This is a genomic window from Cupriavidus sp. 2SB (genome assembly GCF_005503625.1).
Lineage (GTDB): Bacteria > Pseudomonadota > Gammaproteobacteria > Burkholderiales > Burkholderiaceae > Cupriavidus.
The window spans coordinates 1-23,581 of record NZ_SCMX01000067.1; the positions used below are offsets into that span (position 1 = coordinate 1).

The following is a 23,581-nucleotide window of genomic DNA, read 5'->3' on the forward strand; positions in this document are numbered from 1 at the left end:
TCGAGCGTGCGCAGTGCGAAGAACGACGTGGCTACATCCGCCTGCAGCGCCAGTTGCACCGAGCGATACAGATCCTCGGCGCCCTTCTCTTCCGCACGCGCCGCATTCACGCTACTCGCCACGCGACCGAACAAGTCCAGCTCGTAGCTCGCAAATGCGCGCGCCTTGAGCACGGTCTGCGGCGCAACGCGCGTGCCATCCGGCAAACCCTGCGATGCCGCCGAAGGTTGCGAACGCGTAGGATCGAAGCCAACGCTCAGTTGCGGATACAGGTCCGCCTCGGTGGCACCCGTAAAGGCGCGCGCCTGCTTCAGGCGGGCCGCCGCAGCGGCCAGGTCCTGGTTGTAGCTGTTGGCCGCGTCGATCAGGCGGTCGAGGTCGGCATCGCCGAACACCTTCCACCAGTCGCCGCGATGCTCGCCCTCGGACGGCACCGCCGTCTTCCACTGCGCGCCTTCCGTTGCGGCGGCGTCCGCCTCCTTGAAGGTGGCGGCGGTCGGCGTCTCTGGCACCTTGTACGTCGGCGCCAGCGAGCAGCCGGCCAGCACCAGTGCGGCGGCCAGCGTCGCGAGCTTCGGCAGGTAGTGCTTCATCACGTTGTTGACGTCTTTCATGTCTTTCACCATTACTCTGCGGAGGCCACGGCGTGCGAGGCCGATGCATCCCGGGCTACCGCCTCGCGGCGTTCGCGGCGCGTGGCCAGCAGGCGCAGCGACACATAGAACACCGGCGTCAGGAACAGCCCGAAGAACGTCACGCCCAGCATGCCGGCGAACACCGCCACACCCATCGCATGGCGCATTTCGGCACCGGCTCCGGTCGAGATCACCAGCGGCACCACACCCATGATGAACGCGAACGACGTCATCAGGATCGGGCGCAGACGCAGACGGCTAGCCTCGATGGCAGCCTGCACGATAGTGCGGCCCTGATGCTCCAGCTCCCGTGCGAACTCCACGATCAGGATCGCGTTCTTTGCTGACAACCCCACAAGCACAATGAAGCCGATCTGCGTGAAGATGTTGTTGTCGCCACGCGTCAGCCAGACACCGGTCATGGCAGCCAGCAGGCTCATCGGCACAATCAGGATCACGGCCAGCGGCAACGTCAGGCTTTCATATTGCGCAGCCAGCACCAGGAACACCAGCAGCACGCACAGCGGGAAAATCCAGATGCCTGCGTTACCGGCGAGGATGTCCTGATACGTCAGCTCGGTCCATTCGAAGCCGATACCCTTCGGCAGCGTCTCGGCAGCAATACGTTCTGCCGCAGCCTGCGCCTGACCCGACGAGAAGCCCGGGGCCGGGCCACCGTTCATGTCAGCCGCCGTGAAGCCGTTGTAGCGGATCACGCTGTCCGGACCAAAGCTCTGCTTGACCTTCACCAACGACGATAGCGGCACCATCTCGCCCGTGGAGCTACGCGCCTTCAGTTGCAGGATGTCTTCTGCATGCTGACGGAACTGCGCATCGGCCTGGACCTTCACCTGATACGTGCGACCGAACTTGTTGAAGTCGTTCACGTACGCCGAACCCAGGTAGGTCTGCAGCGTCTCGAACACATCGGTCACCGGCACGCCCAACTGCTTGGCCTTGGTACGGTCGAGCTGTACGTCGAGCTGCGGCACGTTCACCTGATAGTTGCTGAAGATGCCAGCCAGTTCCGGCGTGGCACGCGCCTTGGTCATGAACGCATTGGTCGCATCGAACAGCGCGTCATAGCCTAGCGCGGCGCGGTCCTCGATCATCATCTTGAACCCGCCGATGGTGCCCAGGCCCTGCACAGGCGGCGGCGGGAACACGGCGATGAACGCGTCCTGGATCGCACCGTACTGCTTGTTCAGGTCCGCCGCGATGGCGTTACCCGACAGTTCGGCGCTCTTGCGCTCGTCGAACGGCTTGAGCGTGGCAAACACGATGCCGGCGCTCGGGCTATTGGTGAACCCGTTGATCGACAAACCCGGGAACGCCACGGCCGATTCCACGCCCGGATGCTTCAGCGCGATTTCCGACATGCGGCGGATCACGTCCTCGGTGCGGTCCAGCGTCGCGCCATCGGGCAGCTTGGCGAAGCTCACCAGATACTGCTTGTCCTGCGCCGGCACGAAGCCCTTCGGCACCATCTGGAACACGCCCCACGTGGCCACCAGCATCACGGCATAGACGCCGAACACCGAACCCTTGCGGCGAATCACACCCGTCACGCCACGGCCATAGCTATCCGAACTGCGGCCGAAGAAGCGGTTGAAGCGCACGAAGAACTTGCCGAACACCTTGTCCATGCCACGCGTGAGCCAGTCCTTGGGCGCGTCGTGGCCCTTGAGCAGCAGCGCGGACAGGGCCGGCGACAGCGTCAGCGAGTTGAACGCCGAGATGATCGTCGAGATCGAGATCGTCAGCGCGAACTGCTTGTAGAACTGGCCGGTCAGGCCGGACATGAAAGCCAGCGGCACGAACACGGCGATCAGGGTCAGCGCGATGGCGATGATCGGGCCGCTGACTTCGCGCATGGCCTTGTACGTGGCTTCCTTCGGCGTCAGTCCTTCCTCGATGTTCCGTTCGACGTTCTCCACCACCACAATCGCATCGTCCACGACGATACCGATTGCCAGCACCAGCCCGAACAGACTCAGTGCATTGATCGAGAAGCCAAACGCATGCATCAGCCCGAACGTACCGACGATGGACACCGGCACCGCCAGCAGCGGGATGATCGATGCGCGCCACGTCTGCAGGAACAGGATCACCACCAGCACCACCAGCGCGATGGCTTCGAACAGCGTATGCGTCACGGCTTCGATACTGTGGCGCACGAACTGCGTGGGGTCATAGACGATGCTGTAGTCCACGCCCTCGGGCATGTTCTGCTTCAGTTCGGCCATGGTCTTGCGCACGTCATCCGAGATCTGGATGGCGTTGGAACCCGGCGCCTGGAAGATCGGCAGCGCCACGGCGGACTTGTTGTCCAGCAGCGAGCGCAGCGCGTATTCCGATGCACCCAGTTCGATACGCGCGATGTCCTTCAGATACGTCACTACACCATCCGGCGAGGTCTTGACGATGATGTCGCCAAATTCCTCCACGGACTGCAAGCGGCCCTGCGCGTTCACGGACAGTTGCAGGTCCGTACCCGGCAGCGACGGCGACTGGCCGATCACACCGGCAGCCACCTGCACGTTCTGCTCGCGGATGGCACGCACCACGTCAGACGCGGCAAGCTGACGCTCGGCGATCTTCTCGGGGTTGAGCCACACGCGCATCGAGTAGTCACCCGAACCGAACATCTGCACCTGGCCCACGCCCTGGATACGCGCGAGGCGGTCCTTCACGTTGATCAGCGCGTAGTTGCGCAGGTACGTCATGTCGTAGCGGTTGTTCGGCGAGACGAGGTGGACCACCATCGTCAGGTCGGGCGAGCTCTTGACCGTGGTGATACCCAGGCGGCGCACGTCTTCCGGCAGGCGCGGCTCGGCTTGCGAGACGCGGTTCTGCACGAGCTGCTGCGCCTTGTCGGGGTCCGTGCCCAGCTTGAACGTTACCGTCAGCGTCAGCGTGCCGTCGCTGTTGGCCTGCGAGTTCATGTAGAGCATGTCCTCGACGCCGTTGATCTGTTCTTCCAGCGGCGTGGCCACGGTCTCGGCGATCACCTTCGGGTTGGCGCCCGGGAACTGCGCGCGCACCACCACTGACGGCGGCACCACTTCCGGGTACTCCGAGATCGGTAACTTGAACATCGAGATGGCGCCGATCAGGAAGATCAGCACCGACAGCACGCCCGCGAAGATCGGGCGATCGATAAAGAATTTCGAGAGATTCATCTTGGTCTCGGCGAAAGCAGTCCCCCTGGCCGTCCGCACGTGGCGGACGCCATGTCAAAACTGCCTTGGGGGCGATTTTTAGTTCAGTACTGCCTGTGCGCGGGGCGCGTCAGCTCACCTTGGGCTTTTCGGCCTTGGCGTCGTCTGCCGCCTGCTTGCGGTCCGGCGTGGTCGCGCGCGGTTCGAGTTCGCTGCGATAGGCCATCGACACGCTCTTGGGCGCCACGGTGTCACCGGGACGCACACGCATCAGACCATTCACCACGATGTTCTCGCCCGGTTGCAGACCCTTGCGGATCACGCGCAGCCCTTCGAACGTCGGTCCGAGATCCACTTCGCGATACGCCAGCTTGTTGGCCTTGTCGACGACGAGCACGAACTTCTTGCCCTGGTCCGTGCCGATGGCGCGATCGTTGATCAGCACCGCCGGATGCGGCGTGCCGCCACCGAGCTTCACCTTGGCGTACAGACCCGGCAGCAGCCGGCCATCGGCGTTATCGAAGATGGCGCGCACGCGGATCGTGCCGCTGCGCGTGTCCAGACGATTGTCCACCGAATGGATCTTGCCCTGATGCGGGTTGCCATCTTCGTTCGCCAGGCCGAGGAACACCGGCAGGTCGTTCTTGCCGCCCGTCGCGCCCGGCGCCGTGTAGCGCAGATAACTCTGCTCGTCCACGTCGAAGCTCGCATAAACCGGCGACACCGACACCACCGTGGTCAGCGCGGGCGACGATGCGCCTGCGGCCACGAGGTTGCCCACCGTGATCTCTGCACGCGAGACCTTGCCGGACACCGGTGCCACGATGCGCGTATAGCTCAGGTTCAGCTTCGCCACTTCCAGCGCTGCCTGTGCGCCACGCACGTCGGCCGAACTCACGCTGGCCGTGTTGATGCGCTCGTCGAACTCACGCTTGGAGATCGCGTTGTCGTCCAGCAGCCGTTGCGCGCGCGCCTTTTCGGTTTGCGCCAGCGAGGCACGCACCTGCGCTGCGGCCACGGCAGCTTCCGCCTTGGCCACTTCCGCGGCGTATGGACGCGGATCGATCGTGAACAGCGGATCGCCCTTCTTCACGATCGAGCCTTCGCGGAAATGCACCGTCTCGATGGTGCCGGAGACGCGCGGACGAATTTCCACGCGATCCACGGCTTCGATGCGGCCGGAGAACTCATCCCACTCCGTGATGGTCTGTCCTACTGCCGATGCCACCTCCACTGCAGGCGCCGGCGGCGGGGTATTGGCGGCCTGCGCTTCTCCGCCATGCCAGGGGCGCAGTATCGAGGTTGCCACGCCTGCCCCAAGGATTGCCACGATGGCAAAGGCGATCAGCGTGCGTCGAGACTTGTGATTCATCTTCTTCACTCCGTTTTACGTCGGGTTTTCTTCAACTGGAAAAGCAAAAATTTGGGCCGAACGCCGCCCGCCAGCCCGATGGGCCGGAAAACGGGAACAACAAAGGGGTGTCCCGCCCTGGGTGGGCGAGGCAAAGCCACTGACTGAGGGCCAGCCTCAAAAGGCGCTGGCTGTTGAAGCGATACCGTCAGGACATGCCCGGTATCGGCCGGTGTTCGGACCGGATTACGAGGCGTCGTCGGCCTTCGCGAACTTCTCGCGCAGGAACCGCGCACCTTCTTTCACCCATGCCTGACAATCTTCATGGGAATGTTCGACCCCGTCGCCACAGACGCCGGGCATGATCAACGCCCGGGCCGGTACGCCGGCTTTTCCGAGCTTCGCGGCGAAGGCTTCGCCCTCCGCGCGCAGTGCATCCTTTTCTGCTACCTGCACCAGCGTGTCTGGCAGTCCACCGAGGCGCGAGGCCAATGCCGGGGCGGCATAGGGGTGAACCGCTGCTGCCGGCGTGGGCAGGTAGTCGCGATAGTTGCAGGCCAGCTTGCGCAGCGTTTCCATCGGCACCTGGCCGCCGGAAGAAGCATGCTGCAGGCAAGGATCGGTCACGGGACGGATCAGCCATTGCCCGGCCGGCTGCGGCAGGCCGCGATCGCGCAGCATCTGTGCCGTGGCGATGGCCAGGTTGCCACCGGCTTCCTCGCCTACCAGCGCAAAGCGCAGCTTGTCGACCTTGAGCTTCTTCGCGTGCTTCAACACCCACGCCACCGTGCTGACCGCGTCCTCGGGCGCGGCCGGAAACGGGTTCTCCGGCGCCAGCGAGTAGCCCGGCGTCACCACCACGGCCGGGACGGACTCCGCCAGATCCCGCGCCAGTTCCTTGGCGGCTTCCACGCCACCATCGACAAAACCACCTGCATGCAGGTACACCAGCCATGGCAACAATGCCGTATTGCCGGCCGCCGGCCAATAACCTGCGGGGTAACACACGCAGACCCGGATCTCGTGGTCGCCCACGGGCACCACATGCTGGACCACATACGCCTCGCCCTGTTCTACGGCCGGTTGCGCGGCGGAACTACGGGAAATCGGGGTTTTGGTCATGGCGGTCGCGGCGGACAATGGCCGTCGATACTGTGTTGCGATGCAGCGAATTATGGTGATTGACTATGATGGGATAAAGCAACCTATTGCCAATGCACTGTTTCTGCGCTGGAATAATCGACAAAGCGTACCCACACCGCTTGAAATGGATATAGGAAATGTGATTCACTCCGGTCCTTCGGCATCTGCGCACTTGGGGAAACAGCGCAAACGCCGACGCCCCACCCTCCACCCGTCCCCGCTCCGGCCGCCACTGGCGGACCGCCGGCAGCAAATCCAGGCCGCGCACTTGACATGCAGCGGACCACTCTCGCCAGACCATCCTTCGGAACGTAGCCTGCTCTCACTCCTTTCGAAAGCAACATCATGGATCGTCTAGTCTCAATGCAGGCATTCACTCGGGTGGTGGATGTCGGCAGCTTTGCGCGCGCGGCGGAGTCGCTCGACCTCCCCAAGGCCACGCTTACCCGCCTGATTCAAAACCTGGAGACGCATCTGGGCGTCAAGCTGCTGCACCGGACCACGCGCCGCATCAGCGTGACCACCGATGGCGCCGCCTATTACGAACGCTGTGTCCGCATCCTGGCCGACGTGGAAGAAGCGGAACAGTCGCTCACGCGCCACAACAACTCGCCGCGGGGCACGCTTGCCGTGGATACCACCAGCGGGCTGGCACAACTCGTGTTGATGCCTCACCTTCAGGACTTCTTCAACGCCTACCCCGAGCTGAAACTCGAATTGACGATCAACGGCAAGCCGATCGATCTGCTCAAGGAAGGCGTGGATGTGGTGTTGCGGGTAGGCACGCTCGACGAAGCCATGGTGGCGCGCCGCATCGGCCAGGTGAAGCTGGCCTTCTATGCGTCGCCGATCTACCTGCGACGTTTTGGCGCACCCAATGACCTGACCGAGCTGGCGCAGCACAAGGCCGTCAACTTCCTGTCGAACCGTACCGGCCGGGAAATGCCCTGGACATTGAGCCGTGGCGGCGAGAACAGCGAGATCCTGCTGCCCTCCGCGATCTCCACCAACGACGCCGACGTGTACCTGGGCTGCGCAGTGGAAGGCCACGGCATCGCCCGCATCTCGCGCGCCATGGCGGAGCCCTACATCCACAGCGGACGTCTGGTGGAAGTCATGACGGACTGGCACACGGAAGAGTTGCCGATATCGGCGATGTATCCCCAGAACCGGCACCTGTCTGCGAAGGTGCGCGTGTTCGTGAACTGGGCTGCGGAGATTTTTTCAAGGCATCCGCACTTTGGGGCGGCGCCGGTGCAGTTGGCGGCTTGAGGGAGCGGCGGCGTTCGCTCCCCGATGGTTTTCCCCTCTCCCGCTTTCCCTTTCTCCCCTCTCCCGCGCGCGGGAGAGGGGTTGGGGGAGAGGGCAACGTGGTTCTGCTTGCCGACGTATCGCAATTTGAACTGCTTGCCCTCTCCCCCGCCCCTCTCCCGCATCGCGGGAGAGGGGAGTAAACCATCAGGGAAGATAGGCGCGAAACCTACTTCTTCCCCACCTCCTGCAACAACCGCGTCATCAAATACAGCCGCGGCACGATCGAATCCAGCTCCACGTACTCATCCCGCGCGTGATAGCCAAAGCCCGACAGGCCAAAGCTTTCCAGCACCACTGGCTTGCCCGAGCGCCCCGCAAATCCCGCGTCAGTCCCGCCACCCGTGCCCGGAATCAAGATCAGCGAGCGGCCGTCGAGCTCCGCGTAGATACGTTGAGCCTGCGCGGCCAACTCCTTTGACCGGGCGTCGGCAACATAGGCGGGGCGGCCCTCTTCCATCGTCAGCGTGGTCTGCGTCTCCGGCACCAGACGGCTGCTGCCGATCTTCTCCTGCAGCGCTGTCTGCAGTTTCTGCGCGGCGCCGCTGGCGGTGATGCGCACGTCTCCCTGCGCGCTGGCGGTCTCCGGAATCTGGTTCAACGGGCCATCGGCCTTGGCGCGGGTCCAGTTCATCTGCGAGCCTGGCACGGACTTGGCCACGTCGCGCGTCTGCTCCATCTGATAGGCCAGTTCGATCAGCGCATTGCGGCCCAGTTCCGGCGCGGCGCCAGCATGCGAGGAACGGCCCTTGACCTGCATCGTGGCTGTAGCCGTGCCGGCTGCCGCCAGCAGCAATGATTCGGATTTGGCGATGGATTTGGCCACGTTCGGCTCGCACGAGAGTACATAGTCGTGCTGCTCTGCCAGCTTGGCGATCATCTCGCCCGAGCCGCCCGAGCCGATTTCCTCGTCCGGGTTGAATAGCACCGTGATCTGCGCGTAGTCCTTCCACCCCTGCGCCTTCAGGATATCCAGCGAATGCAGGACCACGGCAATGCCACCCTTGTCGTCGGCAATGCCCGGTCCGTAGAGCCGGTTGCCCTCCTCGCGGATCGGCTGCGTGGCGAGAATGCCTTCCGGATACACCGTATCGAGGTGGCCGATCAGCATGAAGCGGCGCTTGCCGGTGCCCGTGAACGTGGCCTTGACCATGGGCGCGCCGCTCGTCGTCTGCAGCCGCTCTACCTGGCCGCCCGCTGCCTGCAAGCGCTTTGCGGTGTAATCCGCCATGCGGTTCAGCCCCGCGATATTGGCGCTGCCAGATTCGATCAGCACCATGTCCTTGAGCGATTGCACCACAGCGGGTTGCGCAGCGCGCGCCGCATCGAGCAGCGCGGCATCGGGGCCGGCAGCCAGCGCGGCGCCGCAGGTCAGGGTCGCAGCGGCGGCAATCGCCAGGCGGCGGAGGAAGAACGGCATGGTGTCTCCTGTGTTTTTTTGGACCTCCAATGTAGCGCCTGCGCCATTCCGGGGGAAGTTGGGCGCGCGCAACAGCAAGGAAAGTCGGGACCCACCACAGGAGACACCCCCACCCCTCAACTACTCAGTGCGATGTGGTTGATGACATCCTCCACGCCATGGACGTACCATGCGTCGCGCTCCACCTGCTTGCGCGCCCCGTCGCTCGATGCGTAGCCATCCAGCACCACCACGCGGTGGTCCGCACGGATACGGATGCGCGAGGCGTCGACAAACGGGTCCGTCTCCAGCACCAGCCGCAGGGCCTCGCACAGTTCCTCGTCGCTGTCGGCCTCGGCCGGGGCCACGACGATGTCGTTGACCACGCAGCGGCAGCCACGCGACCACCATGCCAGCACGCCGGCCAGCCGCATATGCGAGAGGCTGATGACCTGCCCACTGAGCATCACCGCTCCGTCATGGACGGAGACCTCGATCCACCCCGCGCGCTCGCCCACGGCCTCGCGCACGGGCTCCAACTGTCCCTTCACCTTCGCGCAGATCTTGCAGTTGCGGAAATCGATGGCATTGAGCAGCCGCTCGCAGACCGCGGCGCGCAGGTCGCCATCGCCCACGACGGGGCCCCCGTTGGCAATACGCAGATGATCGATCACGGTGGTCACGCCGTCCACGCGGCGCAGATGGGCTACGGCCCGGGTCTTGTCGACAATGTCGGCCACTTCGCCCTCAAGAATCAGCGCACCGTCAGACAGGCGGAGGTGGATCGTGGGATGGAGTTGATGGCCCTGGTATGGCACACGCGCCAACGCGGCTCGTGCCTGTGTCAGCACCGCTTCGCTACTCATCATGATGGTTGTCTCCCCATTGGGTGTGGAGATGGTTGGGAAGCGCGCCCCTGCCTGCAAGCACGCATGGCGCGGCACGGCTTTTCACCGCCCCGCCAAGGCATTATAGGAACCGTGCGAACAACGTCGCCGCACACACCGGGACGACCCCGCAGCGTTTGCGAAAGGTGTTTCAAACGACCGTCACGGTCACGGCGACCCCTCCGGAAATCCGCCAAATGGCCCCCGCCATCCCCCACATTCCGCCGGAAATCCGCCGCTATCCCTTGGCTGGTGCGGCTTCTGGGCAGTTGGATCGTATTCAGCGCGCCTTATGTCACACACCTGTATGGATTAAACACCGTTGAACATCGTAAGAACGGGTGCCGAGTGATGCAGTGGTCGCTACCATCGCAGCATCTGCTGCTATGGAGATCGGAATGGCACCGTCTCGCCGCTTTCGCACAGGATTTTCCCTCGCGCTGTTCGCGGTACTGTCGACCTCGCCCGGCTGGCTCAGCGCAGCCATCAAGACCACCACGTTCACCGTGCGGCTCACGCTGACCGCCGACTGCACGATTGCCGCCAGCGACCTCGACTTCGGCTCGCAGGGCGTGCTGGCCGCCAATGTCGACCAGGCTTCGACGCTCTCCGTCACCTGCAGCAACAACGCGCCATACCAGGTGGGGCTCGATGGCGGCAACACCGCCGGCAGCACCATTGCCAACCGGCTCCTGACAAACGCTGGCGCCGCCACCGTGCAGTACCAGATCTATCGCGACAGCAATCGCACGCAGGTATGGGGCAACACGCCGGGCACCGATACCCTGGACGGCACGGGCAGCGGCGCCGCGCAAACGCTCACCATGTACGGCCGCGTGCCGCCGCAGGCCACACCCGCCGCAGGCACCTACACGAGCACGGTCACCGCCACGATCAACTTCTGATGCCGCGCGTCGCCTCATGGCGGCGCCGGGCAAGGCAGGCATGGACGGCAGCACTGCTGGCCGTGGCGTGCTATTGCCTGCCGGCATCCGCTACCTCGCTGCAGATCTCGCCGGTACGGGTGGACCTTCCTGCCGGTGCCGGCGCTGCTGCGCTCACGTTGCGCAATACGGCCGACACGCCCATTCACGCACAGGTACGCGTCTTCCGCTGGACACAGGCTGACGGTGCCGATGTACTGACGGCTGCCGACGATGTCGTGGCCAGCCCGCCCATCGTACGCATCGGCGGCCAGGCCGAGCAGATGATCCGCGTGGTGCGGCCCGGCAACACGGCAACACCGGGTGAATCGGCCTACCGGCTGCTGATCGACGAACTGCCCCAACGCAACGCCCCCGCCAATCAGTCGGGCGTGCGCGTGCAGTTGCGTTACTCGGTGCCGGTGTTCGCGGGCACGCCTGTCGATGCCCCGATGCCCCGGCTGGCGCTGTCGCTGTGGCGCGACCAGGGCGACTGGTGGCTCGGCATGCGCAACAGCGGCGCACGCCACGCACGCGTGAGCGATGCCGCACTGGTCAACGGCAGCCAGCGCGTGACGCTCACGGCGGGCCTGCTCGGCTACGCGTTGCCGGGTGCGCTGCGCACGTGGAAGATCCGCGTGCCGCCCCACTTCATGCCGGGCGCAAACCTGCGCCTGGAGACCGCCATCAATGGCGAGCCGCAATCGCTGCCCGTTCTGCCGGGCCGGCCAGACCCGGGCTCATGACATGCACGCCCGCGCCATCGCCAACGTCGCGCTGCCCGCAGCGCATCGTGATGCGCCGCATCGCCGCCGCCGCGTGCATGCTGACCGCCGCACTGGGAACGAGCGCGCTCCATGCGCAGGCAATCGACAAGGTGCCCGGCCACACCGCCTACCTGGAGGTCATGGTCAACGGCGAATCGACCGGAAGCGTCGCCCGCTTCGCAGACCGCGACGGCAAACTGCTGACGCCCATCGACGAGTTGCACGACCTGGGGTTGCGCGCGGACCCAACGCTGGCCGACCCCCAGGGCATGGTGCCGCTGGACCGCCTGCCCGGCGTGGCCTATCGCTATGAACCCGCCATGCAGCGCGTGTACCTGACCGTCGACGACGCGCAGCGCATGCCCACCCAGCTTGGCGCACGCAACCGGGCGCGGCCGCCCGTGACACCGGGACGCGGCTTCGTGCTGAACTACGAAGCCTATGCGCAACCAGACTCGGGGCAGGACCTCGGCCTCTACAGCGAACAGCGCTTCTTCCATCCCGGCGGCGTGTTCAGCAATACCGGCGTGGCATCGTTCTACGGGCGGGACAGCCGCTACGTCCGGCTCGATTCGAACTGGACCCATGCGGACCCCAGCGGCATGCAATCCGTGCTGATCGGCGACATGATCACGGGCGCGCTGCCGTGGTCGCGTCCGGTGCGGCTCGGCGGCTTCCAGTGGCGCCGCAACTTCGGGCTGCGCCCGGACCTGATCACCTATCCACTGCCCGCACTGGCCGGCTCTGCCGCCGTGCCCGGCGCTGTCGATCTTTACATCAACAACGTGCGCCAGTATTCGGGGCAGGTACCGACCGGGCCGTTCGTCATCAACAACGCGCCCGCGCTGAGCGGTGCCGGCCAGGCGACCATTGTCGTGCGCGATGCATTGGGCCGTGACGTCAGCACCACGGTGCCGCTCTACGTCGATTCCCGGCTGCTCGCCACCGGCCTGTTCGACTATTCGGTCGAGGTCGGCTTCCTGCGCGACCAGTACGGTGTCGATTCGTTTCGCTATGACTCGGCACCCGCTGCAAATGGGTCCATGCGCTACGGCGTGAACGATACGCTGACCGTCGAGGGCCATGCCGAGGCCTCGCGCGGCGTGGGCATCGCAGGCGGCGGCGTGCTGTTCAAGCTGCCGGCCACGGGCGTACTGAACCTGTCTGGCAGTGTCAGTGCGGCGGGCGGCAACCAGCTCGGGCTCGGCTACCAGTGGCGCACGCCGCGTTTCAGCATCGACCTGCAGGGCACGCGCACGTTCGGCCACTACACAGACCTGGCCGCCCGTTCCGGCGCGCCGATGCCCAATGCGCTCTATCGCGCCACGGTCTCGATGCCTGTGCGGCGCAACGGCAACATCGCCGCGAGCTACATCGATCTCTCCGACCCCGTCTACGGTGCGGCGCGCATCGGCTCGCTGGCGTGGACGGCGCAATGGAGCCGGCGCCTCTCGTTCACGGCGAGCGCCTATCGCGATTTCGCGGCAGGATCTTCGTACGGCGCATCGGTTACGCTCACGTTCCTGATCGACAACAGCACCACGGCATCCGCCACCGTGGGACGCGACGATGGCAAGCCGACCATGATCGGCACCATCAGCCACGCCACGCCCTACGAGGGCGGCTGGGGCTGGCAGGTGGGCGGGCAGAAGGGTGCGGGAACGTATCGCGGCTTCGCCCAGGCGAACTTCCGTGGCCGTTATGGCGATGCCTATGGCGCGGTGCAGGATCTGCAGGGGCGCGTGAGCACGCAGTTCGGGGCCAGCGGATCGCTGGTGGCGATGGACGGGACCGTGCTGGCCGGGCGCCGCATCGACCAGAGCTTCGCACTGGTGTCCACCGGTGGCGTGGCTGACCTGCCCGTGCTGGTGGAGAACCGCCGCATCGGCAACACCAACGGCAGTGGCCACATCCTCGTGCCGAACCTGCTGCCATACGACGCCAACCGCATCGAGATCGATGCGCTGGCCTTGCCCGTCAACACGCGGCTCAGTTCCACGCGGCTATCGATCGCACCCGCGCTGCAGTCCGGCGCGCTGGCCACGTTCTCGATCGAGTCGTATCGCGGCGGTCAGGTGGTGCTGACGGATGCGCTGGGGCAACCCCTGCCGGCAGGCACGCCTGTCATCCATCTGGAAAGCGGCGTGCGCACGATGGTGGGCTATGACGGACTCGCGTTCTTTGAGTCGCTCAACGATGACAACACCTTCCACGCGGAAACACCGGACGGCATCTGCACGGCACGGCTGCATTACACAGCCACTGACGATGCCCTGCCGCGTCTCGGCCCGGTGCCCTGCGAGGCAGGCACCCCATGATGCGCGCGCTCGTTCGTGCCGTGCTCGCCGTGGCGCTGCTGCTGTGCGCACCGGGCGCGTGGGCCGTCTGCACGGCCACGGCGCCATCGATGGCGTTTGGCAACTACAGCCCCGTCAGCGGCAACGTGGCCGATGTGCAGGGCACAATCACGGTGTCATGCACGGGGCTGGCAGTGTCGGTGCGCGTGCGGGCGTGCATCAACATCGGCACGGGCGCAGCCGGGACTTCAGTCGTGCCGCGCGTGATGGCCAACGGCACGCAGACGCTGAACTTCAACATCTACTCGAACAGCGATCGCAGCCAGGTCTGGGGATCGCGCACCACGGGCGCCTCGGCGCCACCCGTGATGCTCGATTTCGGCGCGCTGCTCGGCAATGGCTCGGGTACCGCCAACTACTACGGCCGGATATTGGCCAACCAGACCGGCGCTGGCATCGGTCCCTATTCCTCGCTGTTCACTGGATTGAATGCCCAGGTCACGTATATCGAATACCTGCTGCTGCCACCCGACTGCAGCCAGATCACCGGCAACAGCATTCCCATCACGTTCACGGCCACCGCAACCGTGGTGGCCGATTGCAATATCTCGGCCACCACGCTCGACTTCGGCTCGATGGGCCTGCTCACCGCCAACCACGATGCCACAAGCCAGTTGACCGTTCAGTGCACGAAGAACGCGCCTTACTCCATCGCGCTCAATGCCGGGGGAGGCAGCGGCGCAAGTGTGGCGGCGCGTCGCATGACACGCACCGGAGGCACGCAGACCGTCGGCTATCAACTGTTCACCGATAGCAACCACACGATTCCATGGGGCGACGGCACGGGCGGCACCACCACTGTCGGCGGCACGGGCACCGGCGCGGCGGCAACGATCACCGTCTATGGCCGCGTGCCACCGCAAATCACACCCCAGCCGGGCAGCTATACCGATACCGTGACGGTCACGGTGACGTACTGAGCGCCAAGCGTGAAACACCCGGCAGTTGGTGGTGATCCCGCTTGACCCGCCCCGCCCGCACACCGACCATGGAAGCATCGCAGGCCCTTGGGATGCCCCGTCATGTGTACCAACTATGCCCCCGTGCAGTTGCGCATCCTGCGCGAGATCTTCGGCGTGGAACCGCCCCCGGGCGTGTATCCCGAGGAAACGTGGCCGGACTACACCGCCCCCATAGTGCGAGCCGGGGTCGAGGGTTCGCGCGAGGCGGCGCTCGCCACCTTCGGCATGGTGCCCCGCTCACGCATCCCACCCGGCGCCAAACGCTACGACACCACCAACGCACGCAGCGAGACCGTCGGGCAGAAACCCACCTTTGCCCCGGCATGGCGGCAGGGCCAGCTCTGCCTGATACCGGCGAGCGCGTTCTACGAATATGCCTATCCCGAAGACGGTACGCCCGAGCGACCGGGCAAAGCCGAGCGCTGGAAGATCTGGCTGCCCGATACCCCCGCCTTCGGCATCGCCGGACTCTGGCGCGCATGGCCCGACCAGTCGCTCTCGTTCACGATGCTCACGGTCAACGCGGCATCGCATCCCGTACTGAACCGCATGCATCGCCCCGGCGACGAAAAACGCTCGGTCGTCATCGTCCCGCCCGCCGAATGGGATGCATGGCTGCAAACGCGTGATCCGGAGGTGGCGCGGAGTTTTTTGAAGTTGTTTCCGGCGGAAGGGATGCGGGCGGAGGCGGCGCCGGTGGTGAGAGGGGCGAAGGGGGCTGCGCCGAAGGTCGATGACAGGAAAGGCGACGATAGGGGCACGCCTTCCCTGTTTTGACCGGCAGGTTCGAAGCCAATCGCAAGCCGTTCGATCATCACCCCACGGCTTCCCGATGCGTCAAATGGGAAAGGGCGCCCACTCCGGCGCCCTCTTTTCTACCTCACTACTTCCATGCAGCGATCATGGCAGCTTGCATCGGCTCCCCAAAACTTAGAGGCATCGATGTTTGAGCTGCACCCGGTGGTGAAAACTGAGCCATGGCATTGACCAGATTCAAAAGGGCACCGCTCTCCACAGCTTTGCCATCCCCAGCAACAAACTTCTCGATCTGGTAGCTCTTGCTCGAGAACCAACTGTCAATTATCACCTTGTCGGTCGTACCAAGGATGCTTACAGCGAGATCGTTACCAGAACGAGAGAACCAGAGTTGGTTGCTGGAAATGCCTTTCCCGAACTGAAGGGTGTCTGACACGCCCGCGGTGGTGTCGTAGTCGCTAATGGTGTCGATACCGTCTCCGCGGGAGAAGTGATAGGTGTCGGCGCCTTGACCGCCGTACAGCCGGTCGTTGCCTTTGCCTCCAGTTAGGGTGTCGTTGCCGTAGCCGCCGTAGAGCCAGTCCCTGCCAATACCACCGTCCAGGATGTCGTTCCCCTCGTCGCCGCGGAGCGAATCATGGCCGTCTCCGCCCAGCAGCACATCGTTGCCCTGGCCTCCATATAGCGAGTCGTTGCCTGAGCCACCATCAAGCTTGTCGTTACCCATGCCCCCCATCAAGGAGTCCTGACCCGCACCGCCCTCCAGTACATCGTCACCACCCATCCCGGAGATCATGTCGTTACCGTCCAGGCCTCGGATGACATCCGACCGCTCGTGGCCGTCGATCCTGTCATTGCCTGCCGTGCCAATCAGCACGGTATCCAGCAAGGACTCCGCAGTCCGCCGCTCACCGTCGGCAAACACCAATTCCTTCACCGTGCTGAACTGCCCCCTTTCAGAAAAGAAAGAGTCGATCGTCACCTTCTCCCTGCCGTTGACGTGCCACATCACCAGATTGCCGCCATCGCGCCGGAAAATCACATCTGCGCTGGTATAGGCCGTGAACTCGGCAATATCGACACGTTCGACACCCGGGTACGATGTGTAACTGCGGATGTTATCCGCGCCGTGCCCTGCGCCGAAACGGAATACGTCCGCCCCTCCCCCTCCATACATCGTGTCATTGCCCGCGCCACCGTCGAGGATGTCGTCACCCTCGTCACCGCGGAGAAAATCATGGCCGTCTCCGCCCAGCAGCACATCGTTGCCCTGGCCTCCATATAGCGAGTCGTTGCCTGAGCCCCCCTCCAGCAGATCGTCGCCACCTTTCCCATAGAGATAATCGTTTCCACCCATTCCCAACAGCCGCTCATCCTTCTCATCCGTGCCAGTGAGCGTGTTGCTCCCAGCATCGCCGACGATACCTGCGAAACCCAGATTCGAGAGATGAAACGCGAAACCTCCCGAAGCGGAACTGTCTCCCGCGCCTCTCACCGCGGCGAGCAACTGGGAGCCATACGTACCTGAAGTCTTCATCGCGGCTCCGAACTCGCTCATCAGCGCCACCCCGGTTTTTTCGTCTTTGTCGAAGGCGCTGCGCAGCAATGCAACGGCTCCTGAAACATCGAATGAAGCCACGCCTTCCTCGCTGATCGAGACGCGAACTGCATCGATCACTTCTCGGAAATGCGTTTGGAGCATTAGCTGCCCGTACACATAATCAACAAGCTTGTCATACGCCTGCAGTAGGATCGGGGCAGCGGAACCGTGGGGGTTCGGATCACGAGTACCCCAACACCAAGTGCCCAAATAAGGGTCGCCAAGGAACGCTTCCAGCGACGCCAGCTTCCGCGCATCGCCGATGGCATTGCCGTATATCTGCGTGGCCGCACGACTATTTGGGTCGACATCCTGCACACCCGCCCAGCGGTAGATCAGCTCGTTCATCAACGACTGGCGCGTTGTGCGATCCGCCTCAGCACCAAATTGCACGACCAGTTCTTTCAGACGCCCCGATTCATCACGCATCATTGCCTGATGCAAGCTGCGGACGTTGCCGGCTGCCTTCAGTTCCGGCAACGCTGCAATGCTGCTATCTACCTTGAGAACATCGCGTTCTCGAGTTTTGGCGTTGTCAACCTTGAACCAGACATCGGACATCGTCGAGTCTGTGCCGTCGGTGCGTTCGTAGCTACCCACCTGGCGGTGGTCATTACCATTGGCGTCCATCCCGCCTGCGCCTGAACCGGATTCCCTATAGCCGACGTTAAGGCTCTTTACCCCTGCCTCGGTGAGCGTCAGGAGTTCACCATCCTGCACCACGCCATCACTGTTGCCGTCGCGCCAGACACGCAGATTCGCGAAGTCTGCATCAGACGCGTTGATCTTTCCGTCCTTGTTGCCATCGAGGTCTGCCAGCGCACGGAATCCGTTGGCCGCTTTTTGACCATTCGACAGCCCGCTGTAATTGCCAAACAGCTCCGAGCCATCATCGATCGCACCATTGGCATTGCGGTCCCAGACAAGGAGGCCATCATCCTTGCCGACCCAGCCGGATCTTTCGGCGAAACGGTTGCCGTCGTGATCAAAGTAAACGCCCGAGCCCATGCCAAGCGTTTCCACGCCATCACCATCAAGATCGAGAATGATTGGGCTGCGCGTTACTGCCGCTCGCCCGACGATATCGCGGATGTCGTCGATAGGCATGTCCGTGCCACCGCCTAGTACGCGCCTGCCGAGTTCATTTACCGCATCATTGACAGCGTCCCTAGCTGACGGGCCAGCCGCCAGGCCAATCAAAGCGATAGTTGCTACTACACTGAGAGGGACTGATCCCCCAAGAACGACCGCAACTGCAGCCAGGCCTCCGAGGATGGATCCCGTTACTTGAAGCAAATCAGATGTTTCAAGCTTACCCTTATTGAATTTGTCAATAGCTAATACGGTGTTGTTTACCGTCGCAGCCTTATTGAGACCGACCCCCAGCGCTGCCCCTAAAGGACCCAACGTTGGCGCAACCTGTCCTGCAAAGTTCAGCAGATTGGTAAATGCCTCATGAGCATTTTTCGAACTTCCTAGTTCCCATCCCGTTTGAAAATTTCCGAACGCGTCAAATCCTTTCGATGCAAGTCTCGACCAATTTGAACCGATTGCAACCGCAATTGACATAACAATCTCCTTAAACAATCATAGAAATGATGGAAACTACTGCAGAAAACAGAATTGGTCCCTTCCACTCGGAACTCGTGGCATAGGATGGAACAAAAACGAGATTTCCCAGCGGATCCCGCTTGACTCGTCGAATCAAATACGTTGCATATAACGCAAGTGGCGCGCCCCCCATGACAAGAAACATTCTCCAAGCCTGCCACTTCCAACTCATAGGGTTATCCAATAAAATAATCGCCCCATACAGGAAAAACCCACTCAATACTGCGCACAGTATCGAAACAATTTTCCCTCTTGAAGGAGAAGGAAAAATTAATCTCCAAAGAGGAATAACCACCTCATCATCTGCGTAAAAATGCATTAGAGTTGAATGAGCTGATATCGCCAAGACAATTGAGAAACTCATTAGGATCGCACTATGCATATTCAATTACCGACACTCATCCGAAAGAGTTAGGTTCATCAGGTACCGCACGCAAAGTCCAGCAGAGTTTATAAATATGCAGGCCACGGTGAAAAAACTGAGCAACACTCCGCCCAATGCCAAGGCCCACCGGTTTTCATGAACCGGAATAGAATCAAACTGATATCCAGGCTGCGCCCACATAACCCAGATTGCGAAGATGCAGAAAACAAAGGAAAGCAGACGCACCGGCATAATCCGCGAGTTATATTTTCTCTTCCCTTCTTCGACTTTCTGATATGAACCGAAACTCATCACAGCAACAGGATCACGTAACCCCATAACTAGATAGGGCAAGGACAATAATCCGGACAACACAAAATAGGCCGCGGTTGCCGCAGGGAACGCTGATTGAGCGACATAACCCGAAATAGATGGCACCGCGTTGGTAACCCAGCCATCTCTGAAATCAACGCCGAGAAATGCGGAGTCAGCAGGCCAGAAGATGGCAATAGCTGCCAAAATCAGATATGGAACAACGTAGACGGCGGTAATCAGCCGCCACAGCTTTTTCTTGCAACTTCTATCAGTGCCCCGCTCCGACTCATTCTTGAGTTTGACCATAAACAGCTCCTCGAAATTTGCGACCAGTTACCTGAGAGATTGGTCGGTGCCGCCTCTACCGTTCCCGCAAACTCTCCGACCCATGTGCCATTAACGGAGAAAGGAAATACTCGATCACCCGCCTCTTTCCCGTCTTGATTTCAGCAGTCACCGCCATGCCGGGTGACAATCTGACCTTGCGTCCGTCGACGAGCATTTCCGCCGTGTCGAGCCGGATACGCGATGCGTAGATCAATCCGCGCTTTTCGTCGTTGATCGCATCGTCGGAGACCGACATCACGGTGCCGTTAATCGTTCCGTACTTCGTGTATTGGAATGTCTCCACTTTCACCGTGGCGGTACGGCCCGCTGCGACGAAGCCGATATCCTTGTTTTCCAGAAAGGCTTCGACTTCGATGGGGTTGTCTTTCGGGACGATGATCATCAGTGGCTGGGCTTCGGTCACGACACCGCCCACCGTATGGGCAGCAAGCTGTTGCACGGTGCCGTCGACTGGTGCCACCAGTTGCGTCAGCGTCGTTCGCATATCCGCCTTGCGGAGTTCTTGCGTCAATGCTGCGAGCTTCTGCTGGGCTTCGTGCAAGCTGTCGAGTTGCAATCGCCGGGTTTCGGCTGTGAGTGCCAATAGCTGGCTGCGCGCCTCGGCAATGGCCGCATCGATTTCATTCAACCGGCTGCGTTGTGCTGCCAGATCGGCCTCTTGTTCGATTCGCGCCTGTTCGTGCTCGTAGTAGCCGTGCTTGGATACGAAGTTCCTCGCGACGAGGTCCTTGAAGTCTCTCGCCCGCTGCTGTGCAAGTGGCACCGTCTGTTCGAGCTTGCGCACCAGTTCAAGTGTGGACTGGCGCTCTGCTTCACGGCGGCGCAGATCCGCCTGGAGCCGGGCACGGCGGGATGCGTACTCGGCGAAGTGTCCTTCCAGCAGTTGCAATGCCTCTGCGTACTCGGACTCGGGAATCCCGGCGGGATGTTCGAGCGTGGGTTGGGTGTTTCCCGTCAACGCATCCATCATGGCTCGCGCGCGTCCGGCCTGGAGTGTCGCGTTCACCTGTTCTACCTGTAGCCGGCGCTGATCGGCATGCGCAGCGGTGGGATCGAGTTCGATCAGTACGTCCCCAACTTTCACTTGCTGCCCGTCATGCACATGGATGGCCACGACTTTCGCAGTCTCCAGTGGCTGAATAAGCTTGGTCCGATCGTTGGGCACGATCTTGCCCTGCGCAGTAGCCACAATGTCGATCCTGCCGAAGATGGCCCACGTCAACGCAATTACCGCAAGGCCCATCAGCAACCACATCGCCACTCGCGGCGCGGGAGACAGGGGCGTCTCGACCAGAGCCAGAGCTGCGGGCAAGAACTCGGCTTCGCCTCGCGTTCGACCGACTGGATCCAACGACTTTCGTTCACGCCATGCATGGCCGAATACACGGTTGTGCCGCGCCACCAACTCGCCGATTGCGGCAAGCTTCAGTTTGATGGCTCGCATGATCAACCCGCCTGCAAGGCGTGGAGCCGCGCGTAGTGACCGTGGGGAGTGGCAAGCAGTTCATGATGCGAACCTGTCTCCACGATCCTTCCGCGCTCCATCACGATGATCCGGTTCGCCTCGCGTACCGCAGACAGACGATGCGCGATGATCACCACCGTCCGGCCTTGACAGATAGACTTCATATTGTCCTGGATGATCCGTTCCGACTCGTAATCGAGCGCACTGGTCGCTTCGTCGAAAATCAGGATGCGTGGATTGGTGATCAGGGCACGGGCGATGGCAATACGCTGTCTTTGGCCTCCGGATAGCGTTGCGCCATGCTCGCCAACGATCGTGTCGTAGCCTTCCGGGAGTTCGGAAATGAACTCATGCGCCCCGGCCAGTCGGGCCGCGTGGATGACGGCTTCGAGCGGAGCACCCGGATCTGTCAAGCAGATGTTCTCTCGAATCGAACGCGCGAAAAGGGTGTTGTCCTGGAGCACGACGCCGATTTGGCGCCGCAGCGAAGTCGCATCGACCAGGGCGAGATCGATGCCATCCACCAGAACTCGCCCCTGCTCCGGGGTGTACATGCGCTGGATCAACTTGGTCAGCGTACTCTTGCCCGATCCCGAGTGCCCTACGACGCCAATGACCTCACCAGGCACGATCTTTAGTGACAGGTTGCGCAGCACCTCAGGCATATCCGGCCGATAACGGAACACCACCTCGTGAAGCGCTATCGCACCTTTTAGTGCTGGCATGCTGCTGCGACTGCCGACTGTTTCGGTCCGCGTGTTCAGGATGTCGCCAAGCCTTTGCAGCGATATACCTGTTTGCTGGAAGTCGGTCCACAACTGCGCCAGCCGCATGATGGGCTGGGCCACCTGGCCAGCCAGCATATTGAACGCAATCAGTTGCCCGACGGTCAGATCGCCCTCGATTACAAGCTTGGCACCGAAATACATCGTGCCAACTGTCACCAGTTTGCTGACCAGGGTGATGCCGCCATTGGCTACCGTACTGATCACCGTTGTCCGCATGCCTGCGTTGACGTACTCGGCAAGCTGGTTGTCCCATTTGCGCGTCCATTGCGGCTCCACGGCCATGGCCTTGACCGTATCGATACCGCTAACGGTTTCCACCAGGAACGCCTGATTCTCCGCACCACGATTGAATTTTTCGTGCAATCGAGCACGTAGCAGTGGCGTCCACAGCAGCGACAGCACGACATAGCACGGTAAAGAAATCAGGACGATCAGCGTCAGCCAGCCGCTGTAATAGAACATCACCGCCAGAAATACGATCGAGAACAGCAGGTCCAGCACAACCGTAATGGAATTCCCTGTCAGGAAACTGCGAATGTTCTCCAGTTCTCGCACCCGGGCAACAGAGTCTCCGACACGACGTGCCTGGAAATAGCTCATTGGCAAGGCCAACAGATGGCGGAACAGTTTGGCGCCGAGTTCAACGTCGATGCGGCTTGTCGTATGCGCAAACACATACGTTCGCAAGGCAGACAGGATCACGTCAAACACAACCACGACAAGCAGGCCGGAAGCAATCACGTCAAGGGTGGTCAGCCCTCGGTGTACCAGCACCTTGTCCATGACCACCTGGAAGAACAGTGGAGTGACCAAGGCGAATAGTTGCAAGGCCAGAGAAACAACTACCACTTCAACAAACAGTCGCCGATATTTGATGACCGCAGGAATAAACCATGTGAAATCGAATTTGCTCAATTCGGCAGCCAACGATGCGCGCGACGCAAGAACAACCAATTCCCCCGTCCACCACTCAGAAAACGTTGCGACATCTCGAATTTCGGGACGGTGCGCGCTCGGGTCATGAATCAAACACTTGCCCTCGTCGACGCGTGCTAACACGACGAAGGAACCATCCCGCCCGACCGCAATGGCAGGGAGCGCGGCCTTAGACAGCCGGTCCGCCCGGATACGCGTCGACCTGGCGGACATGCCGAGATGACGCGCTGCGAGAATCAATTCTGACGTCGAGAGCCGCTCCGCTGCTCGAAACTGATGTGCAATCTGATCGGATTCCACCGGGATGGAGTGGAAGCGAGCGATCAGGCAGAGTGATTCCAGACCGGTGTCCGATTGCGCCGCACCCGCGTCCTCATTGCTTTCTCCGACCGAGACCGGAAGCGAGGATTCTTGCCTCATGACTCTTGTCTGATTTTTGTGCCCATTGTCCCAGTGACCTACGGCGAACGCGGTGCACTATTTCACACAAGAAAATGTTATT

Annotated in this window: 16 protein-coding genes; 6 read left to right on the forward strand and 10 right to left on the reverse strand. The window is 62.2% G+C overall.

Annotated elements, in window-relative coordinates; all coding sequences use genetic code 11:
* From FFS21_RS24505 to FFS21_RS24520, 4 genes are all read right to left on the reverse strand, one after another.
* Window positions 1–614, reverse strand: a 614-nt coding sequence (locus tag FFS21_RS24505) for a TolC family protein (protein ID WP_249359621.1), incomplete at its 3' end; no start/stop codon positions are given.
* A gap of 11 nt (window positions 615–625) precedes the next feature.
* Window positions 626–3,817: an efflux RND transporter permease subunit gene (locus tag FFS21_RS24510; RefSeq protein WP_137927303.1), complete on the reverse strand. Its 3,192-nt coding sequence runs from the start codon at window positions 3,815–3,817 to the stop codon at window positions 626–628.
* A gap of 109 nt (window positions 3,818–3,926) precedes the next feature.
* Window positions 3,927–5,168: an efflux RND transporter periplasmic adaptor subunit gene (locus FFS21_RS24515; RefSeq protein ID WP_137927304.1), complete on the reverse strand. Its 1,242-nt coding sequence runs from the start codon at window positions 5,166–5,168 to the stop codon at window positions 3,927–3,929.
* A 225-nt stretch (window positions 5,169–5,393) separates the two neighbouring features.
* On the reverse strand, window positions 5,394–6,269 hold the full coding sequence (locus FFS21_RS24520) for an alpha/beta hydrolase (RefSeq protein WP_137927305.1): 876 nt from the start codon (window positions 6,267–6,269) through the stop codon (window positions 5,394–5,396).
* A 366-nt stretch (window positions 6,270–6,635) separates the two neighbouring features.
* Between FFS21_RS24520 and FFS21_RS24525 the strand changes: the two genes are divergently transcribed.
* Window positions 6,636–7,562: a LysR family transcriptional regulator gene (locus tag FFS21_RS24525; protein WP_137927306.1), complete on the forward strand. Its 927-nt coding sequence runs from the start codon at window positions 6,636–6,638 to the stop codon at window positions 7,560–7,562.
* A 208-nt stretch (window positions 7,563–7,770) separates the two neighbouring features.
* On the opposite strand, the gene FFS21_RS24530 is transcribed toward FFS21_RS24525, so the two are convergent.
* Together FFS21_RS24530 and FFS21_RS24535 are read right to left on the reverse strand one after the other, a co-directional pair.
* Entirely contained in the window at window positions 7,771–9,021 is a 1,251-nt protein-coding gene (locus FFS21_RS24530; RefSeq protein ID WP_137927307.1) for a M20/M25/M40 family metallo-hydrolase, read from the reverse strand.
* Window positions 9,022–9,137: 116 nt separating this feature from the next.
* Window positions 9,138–9,869: a BON domain-containing protein gene (locus FFS21_RS24535; RefSeq protein ID WP_137927308.1), complete on the reverse strand. Its 732-nt coding sequence runs from the start codon at window positions 9,867–9,869 to the stop codon at window positions 9,138–9,140.
* Window positions 9,870–10,285: 416 nt separating this feature from the next.
* Here FFS21_RS24535 and FFS21_RS24540 point away from each other — a divergent pair, with 416 nt between their 5' ends.
* From FFS21_RS24540 to FFS21_RS24560, 5 genes are all read left to right on the forward strand, one after another.
* A complete protein-coding gene (locus FFS21_RS24540) occupies window positions 10,286–10,792 on the forward strand; it encodes a Csu type fimbrial protein (RefSeq protein WP_137927309.1) in 507 nt (168 codons plus the stop codon).
* Complete coding sequence (locus tag FFS21_RS24545) at window positions 10,792–11,556, forward strand: fimbrial biogenesis chaperone (protein WP_137927310.1); 765 nt, start codon at window positions 10,792–10,794, stop codon at window positions 11,554–11,556. The genes FFS21_RS24540 and FFS21_RS24545 overlap by 1 nt, the downstream gene beginning before the upstream one ends.
* Window positions 11,553–13,895, forward strand: a complete 2,343-nt coding sequence (locus FFS21_RS24550) for a fimbria/pilus outer membrane usher protein (protein WP_137927311.1) — start codon at window positions 11,553–11,555, stop codon at window positions 13,893–13,895. Before FFS21_RS24545 ends, FFS21_RS24550 begins: the two co-directional genes overlap by 4 nt.
* The gene (locus FFS21_RS24555) at window positions 13,892–14,854 is read left to right on the forward strand and encodes a Csu type fimbrial protein (RefSeq protein ID WP_237380455.1); all 963 of its coding nucleotides are present in this window, start codon (window positions 13,892–13,894) and stop codon (window positions 14,852–14,854) included. The genes FFS21_RS24550 and FFS21_RS24555 overlap by 4 nt, the downstream gene beginning before the upstream one ends.
* Window positions 14,855–14,956: 102 nt before the next feature.
* Window positions 14,957–15,673, forward strand: a complete 717-nt coding sequence (locus FFS21_RS24560) for an SOS response-associated peptidase (RefSeq protein ID WP_137927312.1) — start codon at window positions 14,957–14,959, stop codon at window positions 15,671–15,673.
* Window positions 15,674–15,779: 106 nt separating this feature from the next.
* Here the strand turns inward: FFS21_RS24560 and FFS21_RS24565 are convergent, their stop codons facing one another.
* The 4 genes from FFS21_RS24565 to FFS21_RS24580 all read right to left on the reverse strand — a co-directional run bounded on the left by FFS21_RS24565 (window position 15,780) and on the right by FFS21_RS24580 (window position 23,499).
* Window positions 15,780–18,821, reverse strand: a complete 3,042-nt coding sequence (locus tag FFS21_RS24565; protein WP_137927313.1) for a calcium-binding protein — start codon at window positions 18,819–18,821, stop codon at window positions 15,780–15,782.
* Between the two features lie 430 nt (window positions 18,822–19,251).
* Entirely contained in the window at window positions 19,252–19,848 is a 597-nt protein-coding gene (locus FFS21_RS24570) for a hypothetical protein (protein WP_137927314.1), read from the reverse strand.
* 55 nt (window positions 19,849–19,903) lie between these two features.
* On the reverse strand, window positions 19,904–21,334 hold the full coding sequence (locus tag FFS21_RS24575; RefSeq protein ID WP_137927328.1) for an HlyD family type I secretion periplasmic adaptor subunit: 1,431 nt from the start codon (window positions 21,332–21,334) through the stop codon (window positions 19,904–19,906).
* A 2-nt stretch (window positions 21,335–21,336) separates the two neighbouring features.
* Complete coding sequence (locus FFS21_RS24580; protein WP_137927315.1) at window positions 21,337–23,499, reverse strand: type I secretion system permease/ATPase; 2,163 nt, start codon at window positions 23,497–23,499, stop codon at window positions 21,337–21,339.
* Between the last annotated feature and the right edge of the window lie 82 nt (window positions 23,500–23,581).

What these genes read in the sequence shown, in the direction of transcription:
- FFS21_RS24560 (WP_137927312.1), top strand. Translation starts at nt 14,957, where the DNA reads ATGTGTACCAACTATGCCCCCGTGCAGTTGCGCATCCTGCGCGAGATC.
- FFS21_RS24530 (WP_137927307.1), bottom strand. Translation starts at nt 9,021, where the DNA reads ATGCCGTTCTTCCTCCGCCGCCTGGCGATTGCCGCCGCTGCGACCCTG.
- FFS21_RS24535 (WP_137927308.1), bottom strand. Translation starts at nt 9,869, where the DNA reads ATGATGAGTAGCGAAGCGGTGCTGACACAGGCACGAGCCGCGTTGGCG.
- FFS21_RS24565 (WP_137927313.1), bottom strand. Translation starts at nt 18,821, where the DNA reads ATGTCAATTGCGGTTGCAATCGGTTCAAATTGGTCGAGACTTGCATCG.
- FFS21_RS24520 (WP_137927305.1), bottom strand. Translation starts at nt 6,269, where the DNA reads ATGACCAAAACCCCGATTTCCCGTAGTTCCGCCGCGCAACCGGCCGTA.
- FFS21_RS24550 (WP_137927311.1), top strand. Translation starts at nt 11,553, where the DNA reads ATGACATGCACGCCCGCGCCATCGCCAACGTCGCGCTGCCCGCAGCGC.
- FFS21_RS24515 (WP_137927304.1), bottom strand. Translation starts at nt 5,168, where the DNA reads ATGAATCACAAGTCTCGACGCACGCTGATCGCCTTTGCCATCGTGGCA.
- FFS21_RS24575 (WP_137927328.1), bottom strand. Translation starts at nt 21,334, where the DNA reads ATGCGAGCCATCAAACTGAAGCTTGCCGCAATCGGCGAGTTGGTGGCG.
- FFS21_RS24570 (WP_137927314.1), bottom strand. Translation starts at nt 19,848, where the DNA reads ATGGTCAAACTCAAGAATGAGTCGGAGCGGGGCACTGATAGAAGTTGC.
- FFS21_RS24540 (WP_137927309.1), top strand. Translation starts at nt 10,286, where the DNA reads ATGGCACCGTCTCGCCGCTTTCGCACAGGATTTTCCCTCGCGCTGTTC.
- FFS21_RS24580 (WP_137927315.1), bottom strand. Translation starts at nt 23,499, where the DNA reads ATGAGGCAAGAATCCTCGCTTCCGGTCTCGGTCGGAGAAAGCAATGAG.
- FFS21_RS24545 (WP_137927310.1), top strand. Translation starts at nt 10,792, where the DNA reads ATGCCGCGCGTCGCCTCATGGCGGCGCCGGGCAAGGCAGGCATGGACG.
- FFS21_RS24555 (WP_237380455.1), top strand. Translation starts at nt 13,892, where the DNA reads ATGATGCGCGCGCTCGTTCGTGCCGTGCTCGCCGTGGCGCTGCTGCTG.
- FFS21_RS24510 (WP_137927303.1), bottom strand. Translation starts at nt 3,817, where the DNA reads ATGAATCTCTCGAAATTCTTTATCGATCGCCCGATCTTCGCGGGCGTG.
- FFS21_RS24525 (WP_137927306.1), top strand. Translation starts at nt 6,636, where the DNA reads ATGGATCGTCTAGTCTCAATGCAGGCATTCACTCGGGTGGTGGATGTC.